Raw genomic sequence first — 20,274 nt, forward strand, 5'->3', positions numbered from 1 at the left:
GTACCGCCGGCGGTCGCCCAGTCCGTACCGTCGCGAGTGCCTCGGGGTCGGGACGGTGCCAGTCGGGGCCAGCGGGTGCTGTCACCCGGGCGAGAACGGGAGCGCGTCAGTCCTGGTACGCGAGGTTCATGATCCACTGCGAGAAGGTGTCGTCGTGGGGGTCGACCTCCTCGTCGCCGATGAACGGCGAGAGCTGGTCGCCCGCCATCAGCAGCGAGAAGTCCAGGTCACGCGGCGCGGGCGTGAGGTAGTAGGTGTTGTGACCGTCGTAGACGGTCTCCTCGCGCTGGATGAGTCCCTTCTCGAACAGCGACTCGACGATGCGACTCCCCTTCCGGGAGGTGACGTCCAGTTCCTTCCAGAAGTCGCTCTGGTGGACGCCGCCGGACTCTCGGATCAGCTCCAACCCCGCACGCTCGTCCTCGGTGAGGTCGGCCTCCGACGCTGCAGAACTCATATATCACCAACACGGACGGTCGGCCGCTTAAATCTGACCTTCGACCGGTCGGTAGGCCGTCTCGCAGGGCGGGCCGTCGGCGAACTCGTAGCGGCGCTCGTCGCCGAGCGCGATCACCGACGAGGAGCGGGTCCCGAAGCCGTCGCCGTGGACGCAGACGCCGTAGTCGTGGTCGGCGATGGTCTCGGCCGCCCGGTCCAGCCACGCGTCGGCCGACTCCCCGGGCTCGACCTGCATCGCCTCGCGCAGCCGGTCGGCGTTGTGGGCCTGCTGTTCCCCGACGTCGGGTCGGTGACTCGGGACCCGGTAGTCGCCGTCGGCACCGACGTTGACCACGACGTGGACGCCGGGGTCGAGGTTCCGGGCCGCGAACAGGCCGTCCCACTCCAGCAGGACGGCGGCGTCCGCGTCGGCCAGCAGGAGGTTGAACCCCTCGTACTCGGCCTCGCGGACGGCCTGCTCGACGGCGCGGGCCGCGTCCTCGGCGGACTCGTGGCCCAGGCAGTCCCGGACGAGCAGACCCCGCGAGCGCTCGCCGGCGAGGTCGGCGTCGACCCAGCGGTTCGTGACGGCGGCGAGGACGCCGTGTTCGTTGTAGCCGACCCAGGTCCCGTGGGCCTCCTCGTCGGAGGGGGCGACGACGTCTGCCCCCCAGTGGCGGACGGCCGGGGGCTGGGACGGGCGGTCGACTCGTTCGTCACGGTTGGCCGCGAAGGCGACGGGCGCGTCCGGGAACACCTGCCACGCGAGGACGATGGTACACACGGGTCGCGGTACGCGACAGGGGGAGAAAACGGCTACGGCGGGGCGACGATGCCGGCGCGGTCACGCCCGCAGTCGCTCGCGGACCGCCTCGCGGTCGACGGTCCCCGACGGCGTCCGGGGGAGCGCGTCGACCACCCGGAGCGTCTTCGGGACCTCGTAGGCGGCCAGCTCCCGGCGTGCGTGGGCGAGGACGGCCTCGTCGGTCGCGTCGCCGGCGACCAGTGCGGCGACGCGCTCGCCCCACTCCTCGTCGGGGAGGCCGACCACGGCCGCGTCCTCGACGCCGTCGCAGGCCCGAAGCGTCGCGGCCACGTCGCCCGCTCTGACCGTCTCGCCCCCGGTGACGACGCGGTCGTCCGCGCGTCCGACGACCCAGAGCCGCCCGTCCTCGTCCCGGTAGCCGAGGTCGCCGGTGTGGAAGCCGTGCGGGCCGAACGCCTCGTCCGTCGCCGCCTCGTCGAGGTAGCCCGGCGTCACCGTCGGCCCGTCGACGACGAGGTCGCCCTGCTCGCCCGGGCCGACGGGGTCCCCGGCGGCGTCCGTGACCGTGACCTCGGTGAACAGCAGCGGCTGTCCGACGGTCCCCTCGTGGTCGAGAGCCGTCGCCGGCAGCGCCGTCGCGATCTGTGAGGCCGTCTCGGTCATCCCGTAGGTCGGACAGACCGGCACGTCACGCTCGCGACACCGCTCCAGCAGGTCGGCCGTCGCGGGCCCACCGCCGAGCAGGACGAACCGCAGGTCCTCGCCGGGCTCCCACCCGCCGTCGAGCAGGCGCGACAGCATCGTCGGGACGAGCGAGACCCCGGTGATCCCCCGGGCGTTCAGCACGTCGGCGGTCCGCTCCGGCTCGAACTCGCGCTGGACGACCACCGTCGCGCCGTACAGCACGCACCTGACGAACGGCGCGAGCCCGCCCATGTGGTAGGTCGGCAGGCAGGCCAGCCAGCGGTCGCCCGGCGAGACGCCCAGCCGGAACGCCGACGCCGTCGCGCTGGCGACGAGGTTCCCCACCGTGAGTCGGACTCCCTTCGGGTCGCCGGTCGTCCCGGAGGTGAACAGGACGAGCGCGGTGTCCTCGCGGGTCAACGGGACGGGCTCGACCCGCTCGCCGTCCGCCTCGGCGGCGACGCCCTCGGCCGTCGGCTCGTCCACGGAGACCACCGGACAGTCGGCGACGGTCGTCGCGAGGCCCTCCGTGTCACGCTCGCAGACGAGGAGGGAGGGGTCGAGTCGGTCGAGCTGTGCACCGATCGCGTCTGCCCCGAGGTCCACGTTCAGCGGCGCGAGCGTCACGCCACGGCGCATCCCCCCGAACAGTAGCGTCGCCACCGCCATTCGGGTGTCGACGAGCGCGGCGACGGTCCCGCCGTCGGCCGGGGCGTGCGCGTCGAACAGGGCGGCCGCCTCGTCGACCCTGTCGTCGAGGTCGCGGTAGCTCCAGCGACGCTGGCCGTCGGCCGACTCCACGGCCGTCCGCTCGGGCGTCGCCGCGGCCCGGTGGGCGACGAGGTCCCGCGTGGGCCAGTCGACCGGCTCACGCATCCGGGCTCACCTCCGCCGCGTCGACGCCGAGCCCGGGCGTCTCCGGGACCGACATCCGCCCGTCCGCGACCGGCGCGGGGTCCTCGGCGAGGTCGCCGGCGAGGCGGTCGCCGGTCGCGAGCCCGCAGGCCCGCACGTCGGGGATCGCCGCCGCGACGTGGAGCGCGGCGAGCCGAGCGACGACGGCGTCGACCGTCGTCGTCACCACCGGTTCGACGCCGCGCTCGCGGGCACGGATCGCCAGCGTGTGGGCGTTCCCGGGGCCGCCCAGTACCATCGGCTTGAGGACCAGCACGTCCGCGGCGTCGGCAGCGAGCACCGCGTCGACGCGGCGCTCGGCGAGGGACTCGTCGAGCGCGATCCCGACCGGACCGCCCCGGAGCGCGGCGTGACCCGCGACATCGTCGGCCGGAAGCGGCTGTTCGACGTAGTCGACGCCGAGGGCGGCCAGGCCGTCGAGTGCACGCTCGGCGTCGGTGCGCGACCACGCGCCGTTGGCGTCGGCCCGCAGCGTCAGGTCGTCGCCGACCCGCTCTCTGACGGCCCGGAGACGGTCGAGGTCCGCCTCGACCGAGCGCGCGCCGACCTTCAGCTTGCAGCAGTCGAAGCCCGCGCCGACCGCCTCGGCGACGGCGTCGGCCGTCTCCGCCGGGGGCGCGTCGCCGACCGTGGCGTTGACCGGGACCGACTCGCAGGTCCGGTCGGCGTCGAACCACCGGTACAGCGGGACGCCGTCGGCGCGGGCGTCGGCGTCCAGCAGCGCCGTCGCGAACCCGTGCCGGGCGGCCGGCACCGCCGCGGCGTCGAGTTCGAGCATCGCGGCGGTGTGGCCGCCCTCGGGGTCGGCCGCCGCCGCGGCCGCCAGTCCGGCCTCGCAGTCGGTAAGCGACTCGGTCCAGCCGGGGAGTGGCGTGGCCTCGCCGACGCCGACCTCGCCGCGGTGGTCGTAGCGGACGACGAACCCCTCGCGGGCTTCGATGGTGCCGGCGGCCGTCGACAGCGGCGTGGCAAGCGGCAGCGAGAAGGGCGTGGTCCGCAGCGTCATAGCAGCCCCGGGAGCGCGAGGCCGATCGCGAACAGGACGGAGTGGGCGAACAGCGTCTGTCCGACCCGCTCCAGCGCGGGGTTCAGCGCCTCGCCCTCGGTGTTTTCCAGCACCGTCCGCGCCACCGACGCCGCCAGCGGCAGCGTCAGCAGCGGCGCGAGCGCCGGGGGTCCGTACGCCGGGTCCAGCGCGAAGACGACGGGGACGACGTAGGCCATCCCCGTCAGCGCCAGGAACTCGACGCGGCTCCAGCGGTAGCCCAGGTAGACCGCCAGCGTCTTCTTGCCCGCGGCGCGGTCCGTCTCCCGGTCGCGGATGTTGTTGACGACCAGGATCGCCGTCGACAGGCCGGCGGCGGGGAGGCTGGCGACGACGGCGGAGAGCGGGAGCGAGCCGGCCGGTAGCGCCGTCGGGAACGTCCCCACGGCGGGGTCGCTGGCCACCGCCTGCACGTAGTAGGTCCCGGTGACGGCGACGAGCCCGAAGTAGACGAAGACGAACAGGTCACCCAGCCCGCGGTAGCCGTACGGGAAGGGGCCGCCGGTGTAGAGGACGCCCGCGGCGATCCCCGAGAGGCCGACCACGACGATGGGGAGCCCGCCGACGGCGACGAGGTAGATCCCGACGACGACGGCCAGTCCGTACGTGGCGATCATCGCCCGCTTGACCGACTCGGGTTCGATGAGACCGCCGGCCGTGACGCGGGTGAACCCCTCGCGCTCGTCGGTGTCCGCGCCCTTGACGGCGTCGTAGTAGTCGTTCGCGAAGTTGGTCCCCACCTGGATGAGGAGCGCGCCGACGAGCGCCGCGAGCGCCGTGACCGGCGCGAACACGTCCGCGTGGACGGCGAGGCCGGCCCCGACGACGACCGGCGCGGCACCGGCCGGCAACGTCTGCGGGCGGGCGGCCATCACCCAGGCCTTCCGCTTCGACACGTCCGCCGTCGCCGTACTCATTACTCCGGTGTCGGGGTGGCAGGCCCAAAGCGACTGTGGTTCCGTCGGTGCGGCGGGAAGTGACAAAAGTATTTTATCACCTTTATTCGAACGGGAAAGTGATGCAGAAACCACTGCTCGTGACGGACTTCCTGGACAGGGCACGGCGGTACTACGGCGACCACGAGGCCGTCGTCGCGACCACCGGTGAGCGGTTCACCTACGACGAGTTCGGTGAGCGGGCCGACGGGTTCGCGGCCGCGCTGGCCGAACGCGGGATCGAGAAGGGCGACCGCGTCGGCGTGCTGGACCCGAACACGCACTACCACCTCGAGGCCGCCTACGGCGCGATGCAGCTGGGGGCGGTCCACACGCCGCTGAACTACCGGCTCACCCCCGACGACTTCGAGTACATCCTCTCGGACGCCGGCGTCGACGCCGTCTTCGCCGACTACGAGTACGCCGAGAAGATCGAGGCCGTCCGCGACGACGTGCCGACCGAGGTGTTCGTCACCAACGACGCCGACGCGGTCGAGGGCGACTGGGAGTCCTTCGACGAGGCCATCGAGACCGACGCCGGCTTCGAGCGCCCCGAGATGGCCGAGGACGACGTCATCACCATCAACTACACGTCGGGGACGACCGGCGACCCGAAGGGCGTCTGCCGGACCCACCGGACCGAGACGCTCCACGCCTACCTGGTGGCGCTCCACCTGGACATCTCCGACGACGACGTCTACCTCTGGACGCTGCCGATGTTCCACGTCAACGGCTGGGGCCACATCTACGCGGTGACCGGGATGGGCGCGAAACACGTCTGTACCCGCGGGATCGACGCCGGCGGGATCTTCGAGGCCGTCGCGGCGGAGGACGTCTCCTACCTCTGTGGCGCGCCGACGGTGCTGAACCTGCTGGTCGACTACTACGGGGACCACGGCGACGTGCCGACGACCGGCGACAACGACGTCCGGGTCGCGACCGCCGGCAGCGCCCCGCCCGAGGCGGTCATCCGCGCCGTCGAGGACGACTTCGGCTGGTACCTGTCGCACGTCTACGGGGCGACGGAGACGGGGCCGCTCATCACCACCTCCGACGCCCGGCGGTTCTTCGACGACGGGAGCAGCGCCCGGTTCGGGGTGAAGAAGCGACAGGGCATCGGCTTCCTCGGGACCGAGGTCCGGGTCGTCGACGAGGACGGCAACGACGTGCCACAGGACGACGCGACGCTCGGGGAGATCGTCGTCCGCGGGAACCAGGTGATGGACCGCTACTGGAACAAGCCCGAGGAGACCGAGATCGCCTTCTCCGACCGCATCGAGGGGTACTACCACACCGGCGACCTCGCGACGGTCGACTCCGACGGGATGATCGCCATCCGGGACCGCAAGAAGGACATCATCATCTCCGGGGGCGAGAACATCTCCACCATCGAACTGGAGGACACGCTGTACGAACACGACGCCGTCGCCGACGCGGCCGTCATCCCCGCGCCCAGCGACGAGTGGGGCGAGACGCCGAAGGCGTTCATCGTCCCCGCGTCCGGCGACCCGGAGGCCCCGGGGACGACCGAGGAAGAGATCGTGGATTTCACCCGCGAGCACCTCGCCAGCTACAAGGTCGTCCGCCGGGTCGAGTTCGTCGAGTCCCTGCCCACCACGGCGACCGGGAAGGTCCAGAAGTACGAACTCCGGCAGGAGGAGTGGGACGACGAGGACCGGATGGTCGGCGAGGGGTAGGCCGCGAGGGACCGGGCTCGCTCGGGTCGACCCTCCAGTCTCAGAACTGATACCGGATCACAAACAATTATCAGTTGATAGGTCCTCGTGACGACAGATGCGCGGAGACGAGGAATCGACGCTCCGGGCGCTCCACGAGGTGGCCACCGACATCCGCGACCTCGACAGTCGAGCGGCCGTCTGTCGGCGCGCCGTCGAGGCCGCCGAGCAGGTCCTGGCGTTCGACCACTGCGCGGTCTCGCTCGAACGCGACGGGCGACTGCCCATCGTCGCGTCGTCGAGCGGCTTCGACACGGACACCGTGGCGACGCTCTCGGCCGACGAGGGGTTGGCGGGGCGTGCCTACCAGACCGGCGAGTCGCTGCTGATGAACGACGCCGCCGCCTCGGACATCGTCGAGGAGGACGACCGATTCGACGTCGCGCTGACGGTCCCGCTCGGGGACCACGGCGTCTTTCAGGCGGTCAGGGCGTCCGCCGACCCCTTCGAGGAAGCGGACCGCGACCTCGGGGAGCTGCTCTGCAGCCACGTCGCCCAGGCGCTCGACCGCCTGGATCGGGAGCGGCGGCTCGAAGCGCGAAACGAGACCCTCGCCGACAGCGAACGCCGGACCCGAAAGGTCCAGTCAGTGACGGAGGACCTCATCGACGCCGACAATCGCCGCGGCGTGGCCACCCGCATCGTCGATGCGGCCCGCGACGTGTTCACGCTCCCGCTGAGCGGCGTCCACCTGTACGACGAGTCCAGGGACGTTCTGGCGGGCGTCGCGGCCACCAGCGCGGTCGCACGGGAACTCGGAGAGGTCCCGGACTACGCGTGCGACGGCGGGACCACACAGCAGACCGTCTGGGACATCTACGAGTCGGGCGAGCCGCTAGTCGTCGCCGACGTCCGGTCGGACGACCGCGTCCGCGCCGAGGGGTCCCCGGTGCGGAGCCTCATCGTCCACCCGCTGGGCGACCACGGCGTGTACATCCTCTCTTCGACCGACCCGAAGGACTTCGACCGGACGGACGTGGCCCTGGCGGACCTGCTGGCCTCCACGGCGACGGCGGCGATGGACCAGATCGCGCACCGTCGGGACCTCGAACGGTACCGGACGGTCGTCGAGACGGTCCCGGACGGCGTGTTCCTCCTCGACGAGGCGGGAACGATGCGCCAGGTCAACGACGCCTGGGCGGACATCGTCGGCTACGACCACGACGACCTCGCCGGCGAGCCGTTCCAGCTGCTCGTCGAGGACGGCGTCATCGACGAGCACATCGTCGAGACGTACCTGGACACGATCCGGCAGTTGCTCTCCTCCGAGACGGACCGACGGAGCGCGGCGTTCGTCACGGAACTGCGGCCAGCCGACGGCACGGGTGCCCACACCTACGAGGTCCATCTCCGACTGCTGCCCTACGACGACTCGTTCCAGGGCGTCGCGGGCGTCGTTCGGGACGTGACCGAGCGCGTCGAACAGCAACGCGAGCTCGAACGCGAGAACGAACGCCTCGACGAGTTCGCCTCCATCGTCAGCCACGACCTCCGGAACCCCCTCGGGGTCGCAAGGGGGTCGCTCGAACTCGCCGCGGAGACCGGCGAGCAGGCTCACTTCGACCGGTGTGAGCGATCGCTCGACAGGATGGAGACGCTCATCGACGACCTGCTCACGCTCTCGCGGGCCGGCGAGACGGTCGGGTCGGTGGGAACGGTCGCTCTCGACGAGATCGCGTTCCGGGGCTGGGCGGTCGTCGAGACGGACGGAGCCGACCTCGCGGTCGAGACGGCGGCCTCGCTGCGTGCCGACGAGGGGCGGCTCCGGCAACTCCTGGAGAACCTGTTCCGGAACGCTGTGGAACACGGTTCCACAGGCAGTCGGACGGGGTCCGACGACGCCGTCGAGCACGGCTCGACGGACCCTCTGTCGCAGGCTGCCGAGGACGCCGCGGAACACGGCGGGGGGACTGTTCAGGTGACCGTCGGAGCGCTCGACGACGGCTTCTACGTGGCCGACGACGGTCCCGGGATCCCCGAAGACGAGCGAGAGAACCTGTTCGAGAGCGGGTACACGACCAGCGATTCCGGGACCGGGTTCGGGCTCGCGATCGTCCAGCAGATCGCCGACGCCCACGGCTGGTCGGTCCGCGCCACGGAGAGCGCGGCCGGCGGTGCGCGGTTCGAGGTGAGCGGCGTCGAGTTCGCCGACGACGCTCAGTAGTGCCAGGGCACGTCGTCGAAGTCGGGGTCCCGCTTCTCGTTGAACGCGTCCCGGCCCTCCTGGGCCTCGTCGGTCATATACGCCAGCCTGGTCGCTTCCCCGGCGAAGACCTGCTGGCCGACCATCCCGTCGGAGTCGAGGTTGAACGCGTACTTCAGCATCCGCATCGCCGTCGGTGACTTGGCGTTGATCTCCTCGGCCCACTCGATCGCCGTCGCCTCCAGCTCCTCGTGGGGGACGGCCTCGTTGACCATCCCCATCTCGGCGGCCTCCTCGGCGTCGTAGGTCTTCCCGAGGAAGAACACCTCGCGGGCCTTCTTCTGCCCGACCTGCCGGGCGAGGTACGCCGACCCGAACCCGCCGTCGAAACTGCCCACGTCGGGGTCGGTCTGGAGGAACTTCGCGTGATCCGCGCTTGCCAGCGTGAGGTCACAGACCACGTGCAGCGAGTGGCCGCCGCCGACTGCCCACCCGGGGACGACGGCGACGACGACCTTCGGGATGTGACGGATCTGCCGCTGGACCTCCAGGATGTGGAGGCGGCCGACGTTGTCGGGGGCGTCCTCGCTCCCCACATCGTCTTCGGCCCGATACTCGTACCCGCTCTCGCCCCGGATCGACTGGTCGCCGCCGGCACAGAACGCCCACCCGCCGTCCGTCTCGGAGGGGCCGTTGCCGGTGATGAGGACACAGCCGACGTCAGTCAACCGTTTCGCGTGGTCCAGCGCCGCCGAGAGCTCGTCGACCGTCTCCGGCCGGAAGGCGTTTCGCTTCTCCGGCCGGTCGAAGGCGATGCGGACCGCGCCCGTCTCCGTCGAGCGGTGGTACGTGATGTCGGTGAAGTCGAACCGCTCGACCGGTTCCCAGCGGCTGTCGTCGAACAACGCAGAGACCATACCGGACACGCAGGGGAGCGGCGGGCAAAAAGCCTTAGCGAACGCCGAAACGCTTTCGGGACGGTCGGACGACTGTCCACACGTATGCCCTCCAGTCGCAGTCGACAAGTGGAGATCGCGCTCGGCGTCGTCTCCACCCTCGTCGTCCTGTACAGCCTCGTCATCGTCCAGCAGATACTCCTCGGGTTCGTCGTCGTCGCACTGCTGTGGGCCGTCTACCTGTTCTACCTGTTCGTGACGGTGTTGGCCCGCATCGCCGGGTCCCTGGAGACCATCGCCCACGAGCGGGCCGCGGAGGTCACCGACGGCGGCGAGTCGGCGTCCGAGGACGTGCCGACCGGCGAGAACAGCGAGTGAGAACCGGGCGGAAGGATTTATATCACGGTACGTCCGACTGTCCGTAACCGCCGCCCTCCTATGACACGGACCTTCTACGACGTGCTCGGCGTCTCGGAGGACGCGACGACCGAGGAGATCGAGGCGGCCTACCGGGAGCGACTGAAGGAGTCCCACCCGGACGTCAGCGACGCGGCGGACGCACGGGAGTCGACCAAGCGGATCGTGGCGGCCCGCGACGTCCTCGTCGACGAGGCCGAACGCGAGCGGTACGACCGCATCGGCCACGCGGCTTACGTCGGCGACACGTCCGCGGGCGCTCGTGACGGCGAGACGAACAGCAACCCGGCCGAGGCCGCGCGCCGGGCCGGCTACGGCCGCGAGAGCGACGAGCGGACCGGCGGCGAGAACGGCGGCACGCGGGAGCGTGACGGGCGAGGGCGCGCCCGGGAGCGCCGCCGGCGGGAGCGCCGCGCCAGCGAGCGCGTTCGCGACGCGGACACCGGCGGCGAGGGGACGAGCGAGCCGACGGGACCGGACTCCACCGGGGAGGCTGCGACCGACGCCGGTGCCGCGGCGACGAGCGGCCCGCGCGGCGACACGTCGACGGTCGGCGGCTACGCGTCCGGCGGGGAGTCACCGGCCTGGGCCGCCTCCGCGACGTACTCGGTCCGCGACTCCGCCGGCCCCGACCGGGACATCCGTCGTCTCGTCCCGACGGGGCGCGAACTGACGCTGCTCGGCATCACGTTCGCGCTGTACCCCGTGTTGTTGCTCTCCGCCGTGTTGCCCGCGTTCCCGGTCGTCGTCAACGCGATCGTCGCCGGGTGTGCCCTGCTCGTCGTCGGCTACCTCCAGTCGATGCCGCGCATCGCCATCCTCGCGTTCGGCGGGTGGAGCGTGCTGACGCCGCTCGTCTTGCTGTGGCTGAACGTCGGGCTGCTGTCGCTGGTCGGCGTGATCGCGCTGTGTGGCACGTGGCTCCCGTTCGGGTTCTCCCTGCTGACCGCCGCCGTCCTCGCCCGGTAGCGGGACCGCCCACTCAGCGGTCGCCGACGGCGTCCCTGCTGTCGGCGGTCACGGCGTCGCGCCGGTCGTGGCTCGCGCCGGCGTCGAACGGCACCTCGACGACCTGGGTGCCCTCGCCGCTCACAGACGCCGTGAACGCCTCGGTGAACGCCTCGCGGTCCGTCGCGCGCCGGAACGCGAGGTCGTAGATGTCGCCCGTCGGCGCGAAGTCGAGGCCGTGTGGCGTCCGGAACTGCTCCTCGAAGGTCGGGTGGTCCTCGATGGGGAGGCGGTGGAAGATGCCGCCGCCGTCGTTGTTCACCAGCACCACCGTCGCGTCGACGCCGCACCGCTCCAGCGCCAGCAGGCCGTTCATGTCGTGGTAGTACGCCAGGTCGCCGGTCACGAGGACGAGCGGGTCGTCCGTCGCGCTGCCGGCCCCCAGCGCCGTCGAGGTGATGCCGTCGATGCCGCTGGCCCCGCGGTTCCCGAGCACCGTCAGGTCGGCCGTGCGCGGCCGCCCGAAGCGGTCGAGGTCGCGGACCGCCATACTGTTGGCGACGAACGCCGTCGCCGGGTCGGGCGCGAGCGCGGCCACGTCCGCGAGGACGCCGCCCTCCCAGTACGGGCCGTCGAGCGCCGATTCGACGGTCGACCAGTGTGCTCGCTCGGCGGCCTCGAACCGCTCTCGCCAGGCGGTCGAGCCGGGAGCCGTGACGCGCTCGGCGACCGCCCGCGCGGTGGCGTCCTCGTCGGCGACCAGCAGGTCCGTCGCCGTGAACTCCGCCTCCGGCCAGCCGCCGCGAGGGTCGACGACGAACTGCCGGCCGGCGGCGTCACGCAGGTAGTGTCGGAGCGGCTTCGAGGTGGGCGACGCGCCGAACCGGAGCACGACCTCGGGGTCCGGCCAGGGTTCGGTCGCCGAACTCCCGAGGTACGCGTCGTAGCCGCCACACACCGGCGGGTCGACAGCCTCGACGTGGCGGCCGAACCGCAGGTCCGAGAGCGGGTCCGCCAGCACCGGGAAGCCGGTGGCGTCGGCGAGCGTCGCGAGCGCGTCGGCCGAGAGACCGTCGTGTGCGGGGCCGGCGACGACGAGGCCCCGGTCGGCGCGCTCGACGGCGCGGGCCACCCGCGCCACGTCGCCGGCAGCGAGTTCGCTCCGCCCCCGTGCCGTCCGGACGAACGGCCCGTCCCGGCCCTCGGCGGCCGGCGCGTCGCCGTCGGCCCAGTCGTCGGGGACCCCCTCCGGTTCGTCGCCGTCCACCTCGACCGTCGGCTCCAGCGGCTTGCGGAACCGGCAGTTGAGGTGGACCGGTCCGGGGTCGGCCCCGGTGGCGGCGGCGAGCCCGCGCGCCGCCGTCGTCCGGAGCATCCGCACCTTCCGCGGCTCTGCCTCCGGTTCCGGCAGGTCGCGGTACCACCGGACGGCGTCGCCGTACAGCTTCTCCTGGTCGACGGTCTGGTTCGCACCGCTGTCGGTCAGCTCCGGCGGTCGGTCGGCCGTCAGCAGGAGCATCGGCACGCCCGCCTGGCTCGCCTCGATCACGGCGGGGTGGAAGTTCGCCGCCGCCGTCCCGGAGGTACAGATCAGCGGCGTCGGCTCGCCGGTCCGGCGCGCCCGGCCCAGCGCGAAGAAGGCCGACGAGCGCTCGTCGAGGTGGGAGTAGACCGTCACGGCCGGGTGTTCGGCGACGGCGACGGTCAGCGGCGTCGACCGACTCCCGGGCGAGACGCAGACGGCGTCGACGCCGCCGGCGACCAGCTCCGCGACGAGCGTCTCGGCCCAGAGCGTGTTCGCGTTCGGGTACCCCATCTATTCGAGCTCGTCGAGCATCGGCCGGTACTTGAGCTGGATCTCGTCCCACTCGCGGTCGGGGTCGCTGTCGGCGACGATGCCCGCCCCGGCGAACAGCGTCGCGGTCGCACCGCGGGCCAACGCCGAGCGGATGCCGACGGCGAACGTGCCGTTGCCGGCGGCGTCGACCCACCCGACGGGGGCGGCGTACCAGCCGCGGTCGAACGCCTCGGTCTCGCGGATCGTCCGCAGCGCCTCGTCCGGCGGGAGCCCGCCCACGGCCGGCGTCGGGTGGAGCGCCTCGACGAGGTTCAGGACGTGTTCGTCGCGGTCGAGCTCCGCGGTGATCGAGGTCCGGATGTGCTGGACCGTCGCCAGCCGGCGGACCGACCGGTCGCCGATGCGCACCGACGACGCGAACGGCTCCAGCTGGTCGCGGATCGTCTCCGCGACGAGTTCGTGTTCGTGGGCGTCCTTCTCGCTGTCCAGCAGGTCGGCGGCGAGCCACTCGTCCTCGGCGGGAGTGTCGCCCCGACCGGTCGATCCGGCCAGCGCCTCGGTCCTGACGGTCCGGCCCCGCAGCGAGACCAGCCGCTCGGGCGTCGCGCCGAAGAACGTCCCGCCGTCCTCGGGCGAGAACAGGAAGCGATAGCAGTCGGGATACGTCTCCGCGAGGCGCGCGAGCGCGTCGGGCACGGACAGCTCCGAGCGCAGGTGGGTGCGCAGCGCCTGCGCGAGCACGACCTTCCGAAGGCGGCCGCTGTCGACCTGCTCCAGTGCGCTCCCGACCTGTTCGTGCCAGACGGCCTTCGAGGGCGTCCGTTCCCGACGCTCGACCCCGGGTGGGGCGGCCGTCGACTGCGGGTCGGCGTCTTCGAGGCGAGCGTACCACTCGTCGAGCAGTTCCTCGGCCTCCTCGGCGGCCGACGGACCGACCCCAGTCGTCGTGAGCCAGGCTCCGCCCTCCGCCGCGGCGACCTGTACCGACGGCAGGAAGAACATCGCGCTCGGGAAGCCGTCCCACGTCGCGTCGCCGTCCTCGCCGTCGTGGAAGGCGAAGCCGCCGAACAGGCGGGGCCGAGCCACGTTCGGGAGCGTGGTCGGGAGCTCGAAGGCGTCGAACAGGGCCGTCGCGGCCTCGCGGACGTCGTCGAACCGAGTCGGACCGGCGGCGGTGATCGTCGTGGCCGCGCCGCTGGCCGCCATCGACTCGGACGGCGTCGCCCACGCGAACCGCGGCCGGGTCTCGGCGTCGAGGACGGGCCGGAGCGACCCGGCGTCCAGCCGCCGGCCCCGCGCGACGACCGTCGTCTCGGAGACAGCCGACACACCGTCACCCAGAGGTTCCATCACTCCGACGTTAGGATTCCGCCCCTTTGAGCCTGACTATCGCCGCGACCGACGGCGTTCGGCCGCGCTGTCGACAGCCGGTAGTTTTCGAAACCGAAAACGGACGTTCGTGAGCCACAACTTCAGGTCGTAGTGAGAGAATAACGTTTGTGGAATCGTGTGAACACCCCCGCCACATTTAAATAGGCCTTGGGCAAAGACCCCTACGTTGCGATGCCAAAGGTAGAGATCAACATCCCTGAACACTTGGAGATGCAGATCGCCCAGATGGTCGAGAAGGGTGAGTTCCTCAACCGCGAGGAAGCCATCGAAGACCTCCTCTCGACGGGACTGAAGGCCTACAAGACCTCCGGTCCGCAGGACGAAGACGACGAGCCCGGTTTCGAGGAAGACGGTATGATGGGTCACGACGACGAGTACGTCTTCTGATGGCGACGGATCGTCTGGTAGCTCTTCTCAAGTAATTCTTATACGAATTGCGGCGCATAGAGCAGACAACAATGCACAAGGACGAACTTCTGGAGCTACACGAGCAGATGGTGACCATCATGGAGTTCTTCCGGGACGAGATGGACAGCACTGACCCGGAGCTGTTCGATCCGTACCAGGAACTCGACGTGCGCCCCTCCGACGTCCACAAGTCCAAGAGCGAGCACAAACACGCCGTCTTCGTGCTGGGGAACGCGCTGGCGACGGCGATGAGCGAGGACGAGTTCTCCGACGCGGGCCGGGTCGGCAAGCGGATGGCCGAACTCGCCGAGGACGCCGAGAACAAGCTGTAAGCGGTCGCTACTCGTCGTGCAGGTCGGTGAACATCTCCGGGTCCGTCCGGAACTTCAGGACGTTGTGGACCACGGAGTTGCGCACGTTCTGGACCAGCTCGCCGTGTTCCTTGTAGAACTCGTGAATCCAGCGTGACTCGGCCTGCCGCGTCGGGAACATCATCACGGACTTCCACTGGTACTCCCCGTCCGAGAGGAAGTAAAAGAGCGTGTGCCGGTCGTCGCGGATCTCGACCATCGCGTCGTGCCACGCGTCCGCGAAGTGCTCGGGGTTGAACTTGAACTCGAACAGCGCGAAGTTGAACAGCGCCTCGTTCGGGACGATCGCCTCCCGGAAGACGTTCTCCTCGCGCATCTTCCGGAGGGAGTCGTTGACCGTGACGTGGGAGACGTCGATGTCGTACTTCTCCGCGAGGATGTCCGCCAGCTCCCGGGAAGACCGGTGCGGGTCGGCGGCCAGCTCTCGGAGGAGGTAGACGTCGCGGGCGCGGAACTCCCAGTCCGGTCCGTCGCGTACCATACCGACACTCCCGTTGCAGCCCGTATGACAGTTTCGGGGATCAGTGACCCTCGAACTCGGGGTCGCGCTGCTCCATGAACGCCCGCGCGCCCTCCTCGTGGTCCGCCGTGGTGAACGCCAGTCCCTGGGCGGTGGCCTCGCGGTCCAGCGCCTGTTCCAGGGAGGACTCGCTCCCGCGGTTCAGCAGGCGCTTGGCCTGCGTGAGCGCGACTGTCGGCCCCTCGGCGATGGTCGAGACGACGTTCTCGACGCCGTCCTCGAACTCGTCGGCTTCGAACAGGCGGGTGAACACGCCCAGGTCGCGGGCCGCGTCGGCGTCGAGCAGTTCGCCGGTGAACACCAGTTCCTTCGCCTTGTTCGGGCCGACGATGCGGGGCAGGAAGTACGAGACGCCGGAGTCCATCGCCAGCCCGACCTGCCGGAAGCCGAACCCGATCTTCGCCTCGGGGCTGGCCAACTGCACGTCACAGGCCAGCGCCAGGCCAGCGCCGGCCCCGAACGTCGCGCCGTCGATCTTCGCGACGACGGGGAGCCGGCAGTCGTGGACGACCCTGACGACCTCGTTGATCGAGGAGACCACCAGTTCGACCCGCTCGGCCGGCGGCGTGTCCTCTGCGACCCCGGTCAGCATCGCGTCGATGTCGCCGCCCGCACAGAACGCCGGCCCGTTGCCCTCCAGGACGACCGCGCGGGCGTCGCTGTCGGCGATGGTCTCGAAGTGCTCGGCCAGTCGATCCGCGGTCTCGGCCGCGAGCGCGTTGCGCGCGTCGGGTCGGTTCAGCGTCACCGTCGCCACGCCGTCGTCGATGTCGAGCAGGACGTCGTCGGCTGCCATACCCCCCACCTCCGACGCCAGCGAGAAAAGCGTGCCGTCGGCCACCCCAACCCTGTTGGGTGCGCCTTTTTGCGGGCCGGGACCGACGGAACCGGTATGCGTCTCCACTGGCACCGGCGGGACCTGCGGGCGACGGACAACGCGGGGCTGGCCCCCGCGAGCGCGGACGACCCGGTCGTCCCGCTCTTCGTCTTCGACCGCGACGTGCTCGACCACGCCGGCCCCCCGCGGATCGCGTTTCTGCTCGACGCGCTGGACAGTCTCCGGTCGTGGTACCGCGAGCGGGACGGCGACCTCGTCGTCGCCCACGGCGACCCCCGCGAGGTGGTTCCCGAGGTGGCTCGGGAGTACGACGCGGACGTGGTGACGTGGGGCAAGGACTACTCGGGACTGGCCCGCGAACGGGACGCCGCCGTCCGGCAGGCGCTGGACGCCGTCGACGTGGCCCGCGAGGCCGTCCAGAACGCCGTCTGTCACGAGCCCGGCGAGATCACGACCAACGGCGGCGACCCCTACAGCGTGTTCACCTACTTCGGGAACAAGTGGCTCGACCGGGAGAAAGACGACCCCTACGACCCGCCGGCGGCCGACGCGCTCGCGGCCGTGGACGGCGACCCGCTCCCGACCGTCTCGGAGTTGGGGTTCGACGAGCCCGAGGCCGACGTGCCCGAGGCCGGTACCGAGCGGGCACGACAGCTGCTCGCCGACTTCCTCGAGGAGGACGTCTACCGCTACGACGAGCGCCGCGACTACCCCGCCGACGGGTGTACCTCGCGGCTCTCGCCCCATCTGAAGTTCGGGACCATCGGGATCCGCGAGGTCTACGAGGGGACCGAGGACGCCCGGAGCCGCGTCGAACCCGGCAGCGACCGCGAGGCGTCCGTCGAGGAGTTCCAGTCCCAGCTGGCCTGGCGGGAGTTCTACACGCAGGTCCTGTTCGCCAACCCCAACGTCGTCACGGAGAACTACAAGGAGTACGAACACGAGATCGAGTGGGACTACGACGAGGCCCACCTCCAGGCCTGGAAGGACGGCGAGACGGGCTACCCCATCGTCGACGCCGGGATGCGCCAGCTCCGCGCGGAGGCGTACATGCACAACCGCGTGCGGATGATCGTCGCCTCCTTCCTGACCAAGGACCTGCTCATCGACTGGCGGCACGGCTACGACTGGTTCCGGGAGAAACTGGTCGACCACGACACCGCCAACGACAACGGCGGCTGGCAGTGGGCCGCCTCGACGGGGACCGACGCGCAACCCTACTTCCGGGTGTTCAACCCGATGACGCAGGGCGAGCGCTACGACCCCGACGCCGAGTACATCACGGAGTACGTGCCGGAACTCCGGGGGACCGACCCGGAGATCATCCACGGGTGGCACGAGGCGTCCCTGACCCAGCGGCGCAACGCCGCGCCGGACTACCCCGACCCGATCGTCGACCACAGCGAGCGCCGGGAGGAGGCGATCTCGATGTTCGAGCGGGCGAGGGGCGATGACTGAGCGGTAGCGAGAGGCGCGAACGAGATGACGTTCCCCCGGGCGGACGCGCAGTGACCGGCCTCCGTGACCGGCGAAGCGGTTCTCGTCCGCCGGTCTGTGTGTCACGGTAGCATACGGCTCCTAAACGTTTAACAGGCCGCCCCACGTCGGAATATGTGGAGGCGATTTCATATGTCCGAGCATTCCGAACCCGAGCTGCCACCGCTGCCGTACGACTACGACGCGCTGGAGCCACACATCTCCGAGCAGGTCCTCACGTGGCACCACGACACCCACCATCAGGGCTACGTGAACGGCCTCGAATCCGCCGAGGAGACCCTCGCCGAGAACCGCGAGTCCGGCGACCACTCCTCGACGGCCGGTGCGCTCGGCAACGTGACCCACAACGGCTGTGGGCACTACCTCCACACGCTGTTCTGGGACAACATGTCCCCGAACGGCGGCGGCGAGCCCGACGGTGAGCTCGCCGACCGCATCGCGGAGGACTTCGGGTCCTACGAGGGCTGGAAGGCCGAGTTCGAGGCCGCCGCGTCGGCCGCCGGTGGCTGGGCGCTCCTGGTCTACGACCCCGTCGCGAAGCAGCTTCGCAACGTAGCGGTCGACAAGCACGACCAGGGCGCGCTCTGGGGCGCTCACCCCATCATGGCCCTCGACGTCTGGGAGCACTCGTACTACTACGACTACGGTCCGGATCGCGGCTCGTTCATCGACGCCTTCTTCGAGGTCGTCGACTGGGACGAGGTCGCAGACCAGTACCAGACCGCAGTCGGTCACTTCGAGTAACGCTCCCCGCCAGCGATTTTTTCGCGCGCCACCCCCGAGCAGTCACGGCTCCGCCGGTCGCTCGACGGGCTCCCCGGTGACGCCGGTCACGGTCAGTCTGAACCCGCCCTGTTCGCTCTCGCCGACCGCGAGGTCCCAGCCGTGACTGGAGACGACGTGTTCCACGATGGCGAGGCCGAGCCCCGTCCCGTGCTCGGAGGTCGTGTAGCCGTGGTCGAACAGCGCGTCGCGCTCGTCCTCCGGGACACCCGGGCCGTCGTCGGCGACGGCGAACCCCCCGTCGGTGGCCGTGACGATCACCGTCACGTCCCGGCCGCCGTGTTCGACGCTGTTGCGAAAGAGGTTCTCGAACAGGCGGAGCAGCTGGTCCCGGTCCCCGACGACCGTCCGGTCCTCGGGTACCGACAGCGTCGCGTCGGCCGTGTCGACGTGGCCCCAGGCTGCGTTCGCGACGTCCGACAGCCGGAGCGACTGCTCGTCGAGACTGGACTGGTCGCGGGCCAGCGCCAGCACCTCGTCGATGAGCGCCCCCATCCGATCGTGAGCGTCCTCGACGCGGTCGAAGTGCTCTTCGTCGCCGGTCCGGCGGGCCAGCGCGAGGCTCCCGCCGGCGACGCTGAGCGGGTTCCGGAGGTCGTGTGTGACGACGCTGGCGAACTGGTCGAGCTGTCGGTTGCGTCGCTCGAGTTCGCGCTGGCGCTCCTTCTGCTCGGTGATGTCGTGGGCGAGGAACACCCGGCCGATGAGTCCGCCGAAGTCGTCGTACAGTGGCGAGACCTGCACGTCGAAGAACCGACCGTCCCGCTCGGCCTCGACGGTGACGGTCTCGTCGGTGCCGACGTCGTCGCAGTCCGCTTCGAGGTCCGCCATACCCCGCAGCACTCGCTCGACGGGTGCGCCGACCAGCGGCGTCACGTCGAACAGCTCCCGGCAGGCGTCGTTGACCTCGACGATCCGGCCGTCGGTGTCGACGACGAAGACGGCGCTGCTGAGCGAGTCGACCACTTCCCGTCGGGCCGCCGGCGAGATATCGAGAAAGCCGGCCTGTAGGACCGCCCACGTGAGCAGGATCCCGGTCAGGGAGAACGCGAGCGGCGTCAGGTCCACGGGGACGCCGCCGAACAGGTAGAGCGCGTTGCCGAACCACGGGGCGACGATGGCACCGAGGATAGCGTAGAGCTGCTTCCGCCGCAGTGCGTCCGTCGAGAGGGCGTACCTGACCAGCAGCGCGCTCCCGGCCGCCAGCAGCAGGTACGAGTAGCCGGCGTGGAGCCAGAACGCGACGCCGCTGTCGACGTGGTAGCCGAGCATCGCCGTCTCCGCCGGGCCGACGACGGTGTAGAGGAACGGGACCGGTTCGAGGGCGGTGACACCGAGGAGGAGCAGTGGCTCGACGGACAGCGCCGCGTACAGCTTGGGACCGAGATACTCGTCGTAGCCGGTGTAGGCCAGTGCGAACACGAACAGCCCGGCGACGGTCAGGACGACGCCGACGTACCACGCACGCGACCACAACAACGCCCACGGCGTCCCGCGGCCGGCGATAGCGGCGAACGCACAGAGACACCACACCGTCTGCCCGATGAGGACGACCAGCAGCGGCTTGGCCCCGGTTCGGTCCCGCCGATCCCAGGCGTACACGCCGAGCGCGCCGACGACGACGGCGGTCGCCAGCAGAACGAGCGCGTACACGGCGAAAAACGAGACCATCCGTGCGTCACCATTCTGTCGACGGACAAAACGATTCCGGCTATGTCGAGGGGTTTACACAGACCCTCGTCGT

General features: G+C 70.7%; 19 protein-coding genes. 8 read left to right on the plus strand and 11 right to left on the minus strand.

The features are described 5' to 3' along the window. Window positions 1-106: 106 nt before the first annotated feature. Genes P0592_RS16515 through P0592_RS16535 form a run of 5 tightly spaced genes read right to left on the minus strand, consistent with a single transcriptional unit; the run spans window position 107 to window position 4,765 of the window. A complete protein-coding gene (locus P0592_RS16515; RefSeq protein WP_276272010.1) occupies window positions 107-457 on the minus strand; it encodes a helix-turn-helix transcriptional regulator in 351 nt (116 codons plus the stop codon). A gap of 27 nt (window positions 458-484) precedes the next feature. Next, window positions 485-1,222: an NRDE family protein gene (locus P0592_RS16520; protein ID WP_276272011.1), complete on the minus strand. Its 738-nt coding sequence runs from the start codon at window positions 1,220-1,222 to the stop codon at window positions 485-487. A gap of 60 nt (window positions 1,223-1,282) precedes the next feature. Continuing rightward, complete coding sequence (locus P0592_RS16525; protein WP_276272012.1) at window positions 1,283-2,764, minus strand: class I adenylate-forming enzyme family protein; 1,482 nt, start codon at window positions 2,762-2,764, stop codon at window positions 1,283-1,285. Beyond that, a complete protein-coding gene (locus P0592_RS16530; protein WP_419181107.1) occupies window positions 2,757-3,809 on the minus strand; it encodes a mandelate racemase/muconate lactonizing enzyme family protein in 1,053 nt (350 codons plus the stop codon). Before P0592_RS16530 ends, P0592_RS16525 begins: the two co-directional genes overlap by 8 nt. After that, window positions 3,806-4,765 carry a 1,4-dihydroxy-2-naphthoate polyprenyltransferase gene (locus P0592_RS16535; RefSeq protein WP_276272013.1) on the minus strand — a complete coding sequence of 320 codons (960 nt, stop codon included), beginning with the start codon at window positions 4,763-4,765 and terminating at the stop codon, window positions 3,806-3,808. The genes P0592_RS16530 and P0592_RS16535 overlap by 4 nt, the downstream gene beginning before the upstream one ends. 101 nt (window positions 4,766-4,866) lie before the next feature. Here P0592_RS16535 and P0592_RS16540 point away from each other — a divergent pair, with 101 nt between their 5' ends. Continuing rightward, window positions 4,867-6,480 (plus strand): class I adenylate-forming enzyme family protein, encoded by a 1,614-nt coding sequence (locus P0592_RS16540; protein ID WP_276272014.1) that lies wholly within the window; start codon window positions 4,867-4,869, stop codon window positions 6,478-6,480. Window positions 6,481-6,577: 97 nt separating this feature from the next. Further along, a complete protein-coding gene (locus P0592_RS16545; protein ID WP_276272015.1) occupies window positions 6,578-8,683 on the plus strand; it encodes a GAF domain-containing protein in 2,106 nt (701 codons plus the stop codon). Here the strand turns inward: P0592_RS16545 and P0592_RS16550 are convergent. Continuing rightward, window positions 8,677-9,579, minus strand: a complete 903-nt coding sequence (locus P0592_RS16550; protein ID WP_276272016.1) for a 1,4-dihydroxy-2-naphthoyl-CoA synthase — start codon at window positions 9,577-9,579, stop codon at window positions 8,677-8,679. The genes P0592_RS16545 and P0592_RS16550 overlap by 7 nt on opposite strands. An 84-nt stretch (window positions 9,580-9,663) precedes the next feature. Here P0592_RS16550 and P0592_RS16555 point away from each other — a divergent pair, with 84 nt between their 5' ends. After that, complete coding sequence (locus tag P0592_RS16555; protein WP_276272017.1) at window positions 9,664-9,936, plus strand: DUF8066 domain-containing protein; 273 nt, start codon at window positions 9,664-9,666, stop codon at window positions 9,934-9,936. A gap of 60 nt (window positions 9,937-9,996) precedes the next feature. Beyond that, a complete protein-coding gene (locus tag P0592_RS16560) occupies window positions 9,997-10,944 on the plus strand; it encodes a DnaJ domain-containing protein (RefSeq protein WP_276272018.1) in 948 nt (315 codons plus the stop codon). 13 nt (window positions 10,945-10,957) lie between these two features. Here the strand turns inward: P0592_RS16560 and menD are convergent, their stop codons facing one another. Beyond that, on the minus strand, window positions 10,958-12,739 hold the full coding sequence (menD, locus tag P0592_RS16565; RefSeq protein WP_276272019.1) for a 2-succinyl-5-enolpyruvyl-6-hydroxy-3-cyclohexene-1-carboxylic-acid synthase: 1,782 nt from the start codon (window positions 12,737-12,739) through the stop codon (window positions 10,958-10,960). Next, entirely contained in the window at window positions 12,740-14,071 is a 1,332-nt protein-coding gene (locus tag P0592_RS16570) for an isochorismate synthase (RefSeq protein ID WP_276272020.1), read from the minus strand. 213 nt (window positions 14,072-14,284) lie between these two features. On the opposite strand from P0592_RS16570, the gene P0592_RS16575 reads away from it, so the two are divergent. Continuing rightward, window positions 14,285-14,500: a DUF7120 family protein gene (locus tag P0592_RS16575; protein ID WP_276272021.1), complete on the plus strand. Its 216-nt coding sequence runs from the start codon at window positions 14,285-14,287 to the stop codon at window positions 14,498-14,500. 71 nt (window positions 14,501-14,571) lie between these two features. Then, complete coding sequence (locus P0592_RS16580) at window positions 14,572-14,853, plus strand: UPF0058 family protein (RefSeq protein ID WP_276272022.1); 282 nt, start codon at window positions 14,572-14,574, stop codon at window positions 14,851-14,853. A gap of 7 nt (window positions 14,854-14,860) precedes the next feature. Here P0592_RS16580 and P0592_RS16585 read toward each other — a convergent pair whose 3' ends face one another. Next, on the minus strand, window positions 14,861-15,373 hold the full coding sequence (locus tag P0592_RS16585; RefSeq protein ID WP_276272023.1) for a winged helix-turn-helix domain-containing protein: 513 nt from the start codon (window positions 15,371-15,373) through the stop codon (window positions 14,861-14,863). A gap of 40 nt (window positions 15,374-15,413) precedes the next feature. Then, window positions 15,414-16,208: an enoyl-CoA hydratase/isomerase family protein gene (locus tag P0592_RS16590; protein ID WP_276272024.1), complete on the minus strand. Its 795-nt coding sequence runs from the start codon at window positions 16,206-16,208 to the stop codon at window positions 15,414-15,416. A 96-nt stretch (window positions 16,209-16,304) separates the two neighbouring features. On the opposite strand from P0592_RS16590, the gene P0592_RS16595 reads away from it, so the two are divergent. Together P0592_RS16595 and sod are read left to right on the plus strand one after the other, a co-directional pair. Then, window positions 16,305-17,708, plus strand: coding sequence for a cryptochrome/photolyase family protein (locus P0592_RS16595; RefSeq protein ID WP_276272025.1), 1,404 nt, complete (start codon window positions 16,305-16,307; stop codon window positions 17,706-17,708). Between the two features lie 171 nt (window positions 17,709-17,879). Continuing rightward, entirely contained in the window at window positions 17,880-18,491 is a 612-nt protein-coding gene (gene sod / locus P0592_RS16600) for a superoxide dismutase (protein WP_276272026.1), read from the plus strand. A gap of 42 nt (window positions 18,492-18,533) precedes the next feature. Here the strand turns inward: sod and P0592_RS16605 are convergent, their stop codons facing one another. Next, window positions 18,534-20,201 carry a histidine kinase N-terminal 7TM domain-containing protein gene (locus tag P0592_RS16605; protein WP_276272027.1) on the minus strand — a complete coding sequence of 556 codons (1,668 nt, stop codon included), beginning with the start codon at window positions 20,199-20,201 and terminating at the stop codon, window positions 18,534-18,536. Window positions 20,202-20,274 lie beyond the last annotated feature (73 nt).

Origin of the sequence: Haloarcula litorea (assembly GCF_029338195.1) — an archaeon.
In the GTDB taxonomy this organism is placed as follows: Archaea; Halobacteriota; Halobacteria; order Halobacteriales; family Haloarculaceae; genus Haloarcula; species Haloarcula litorea.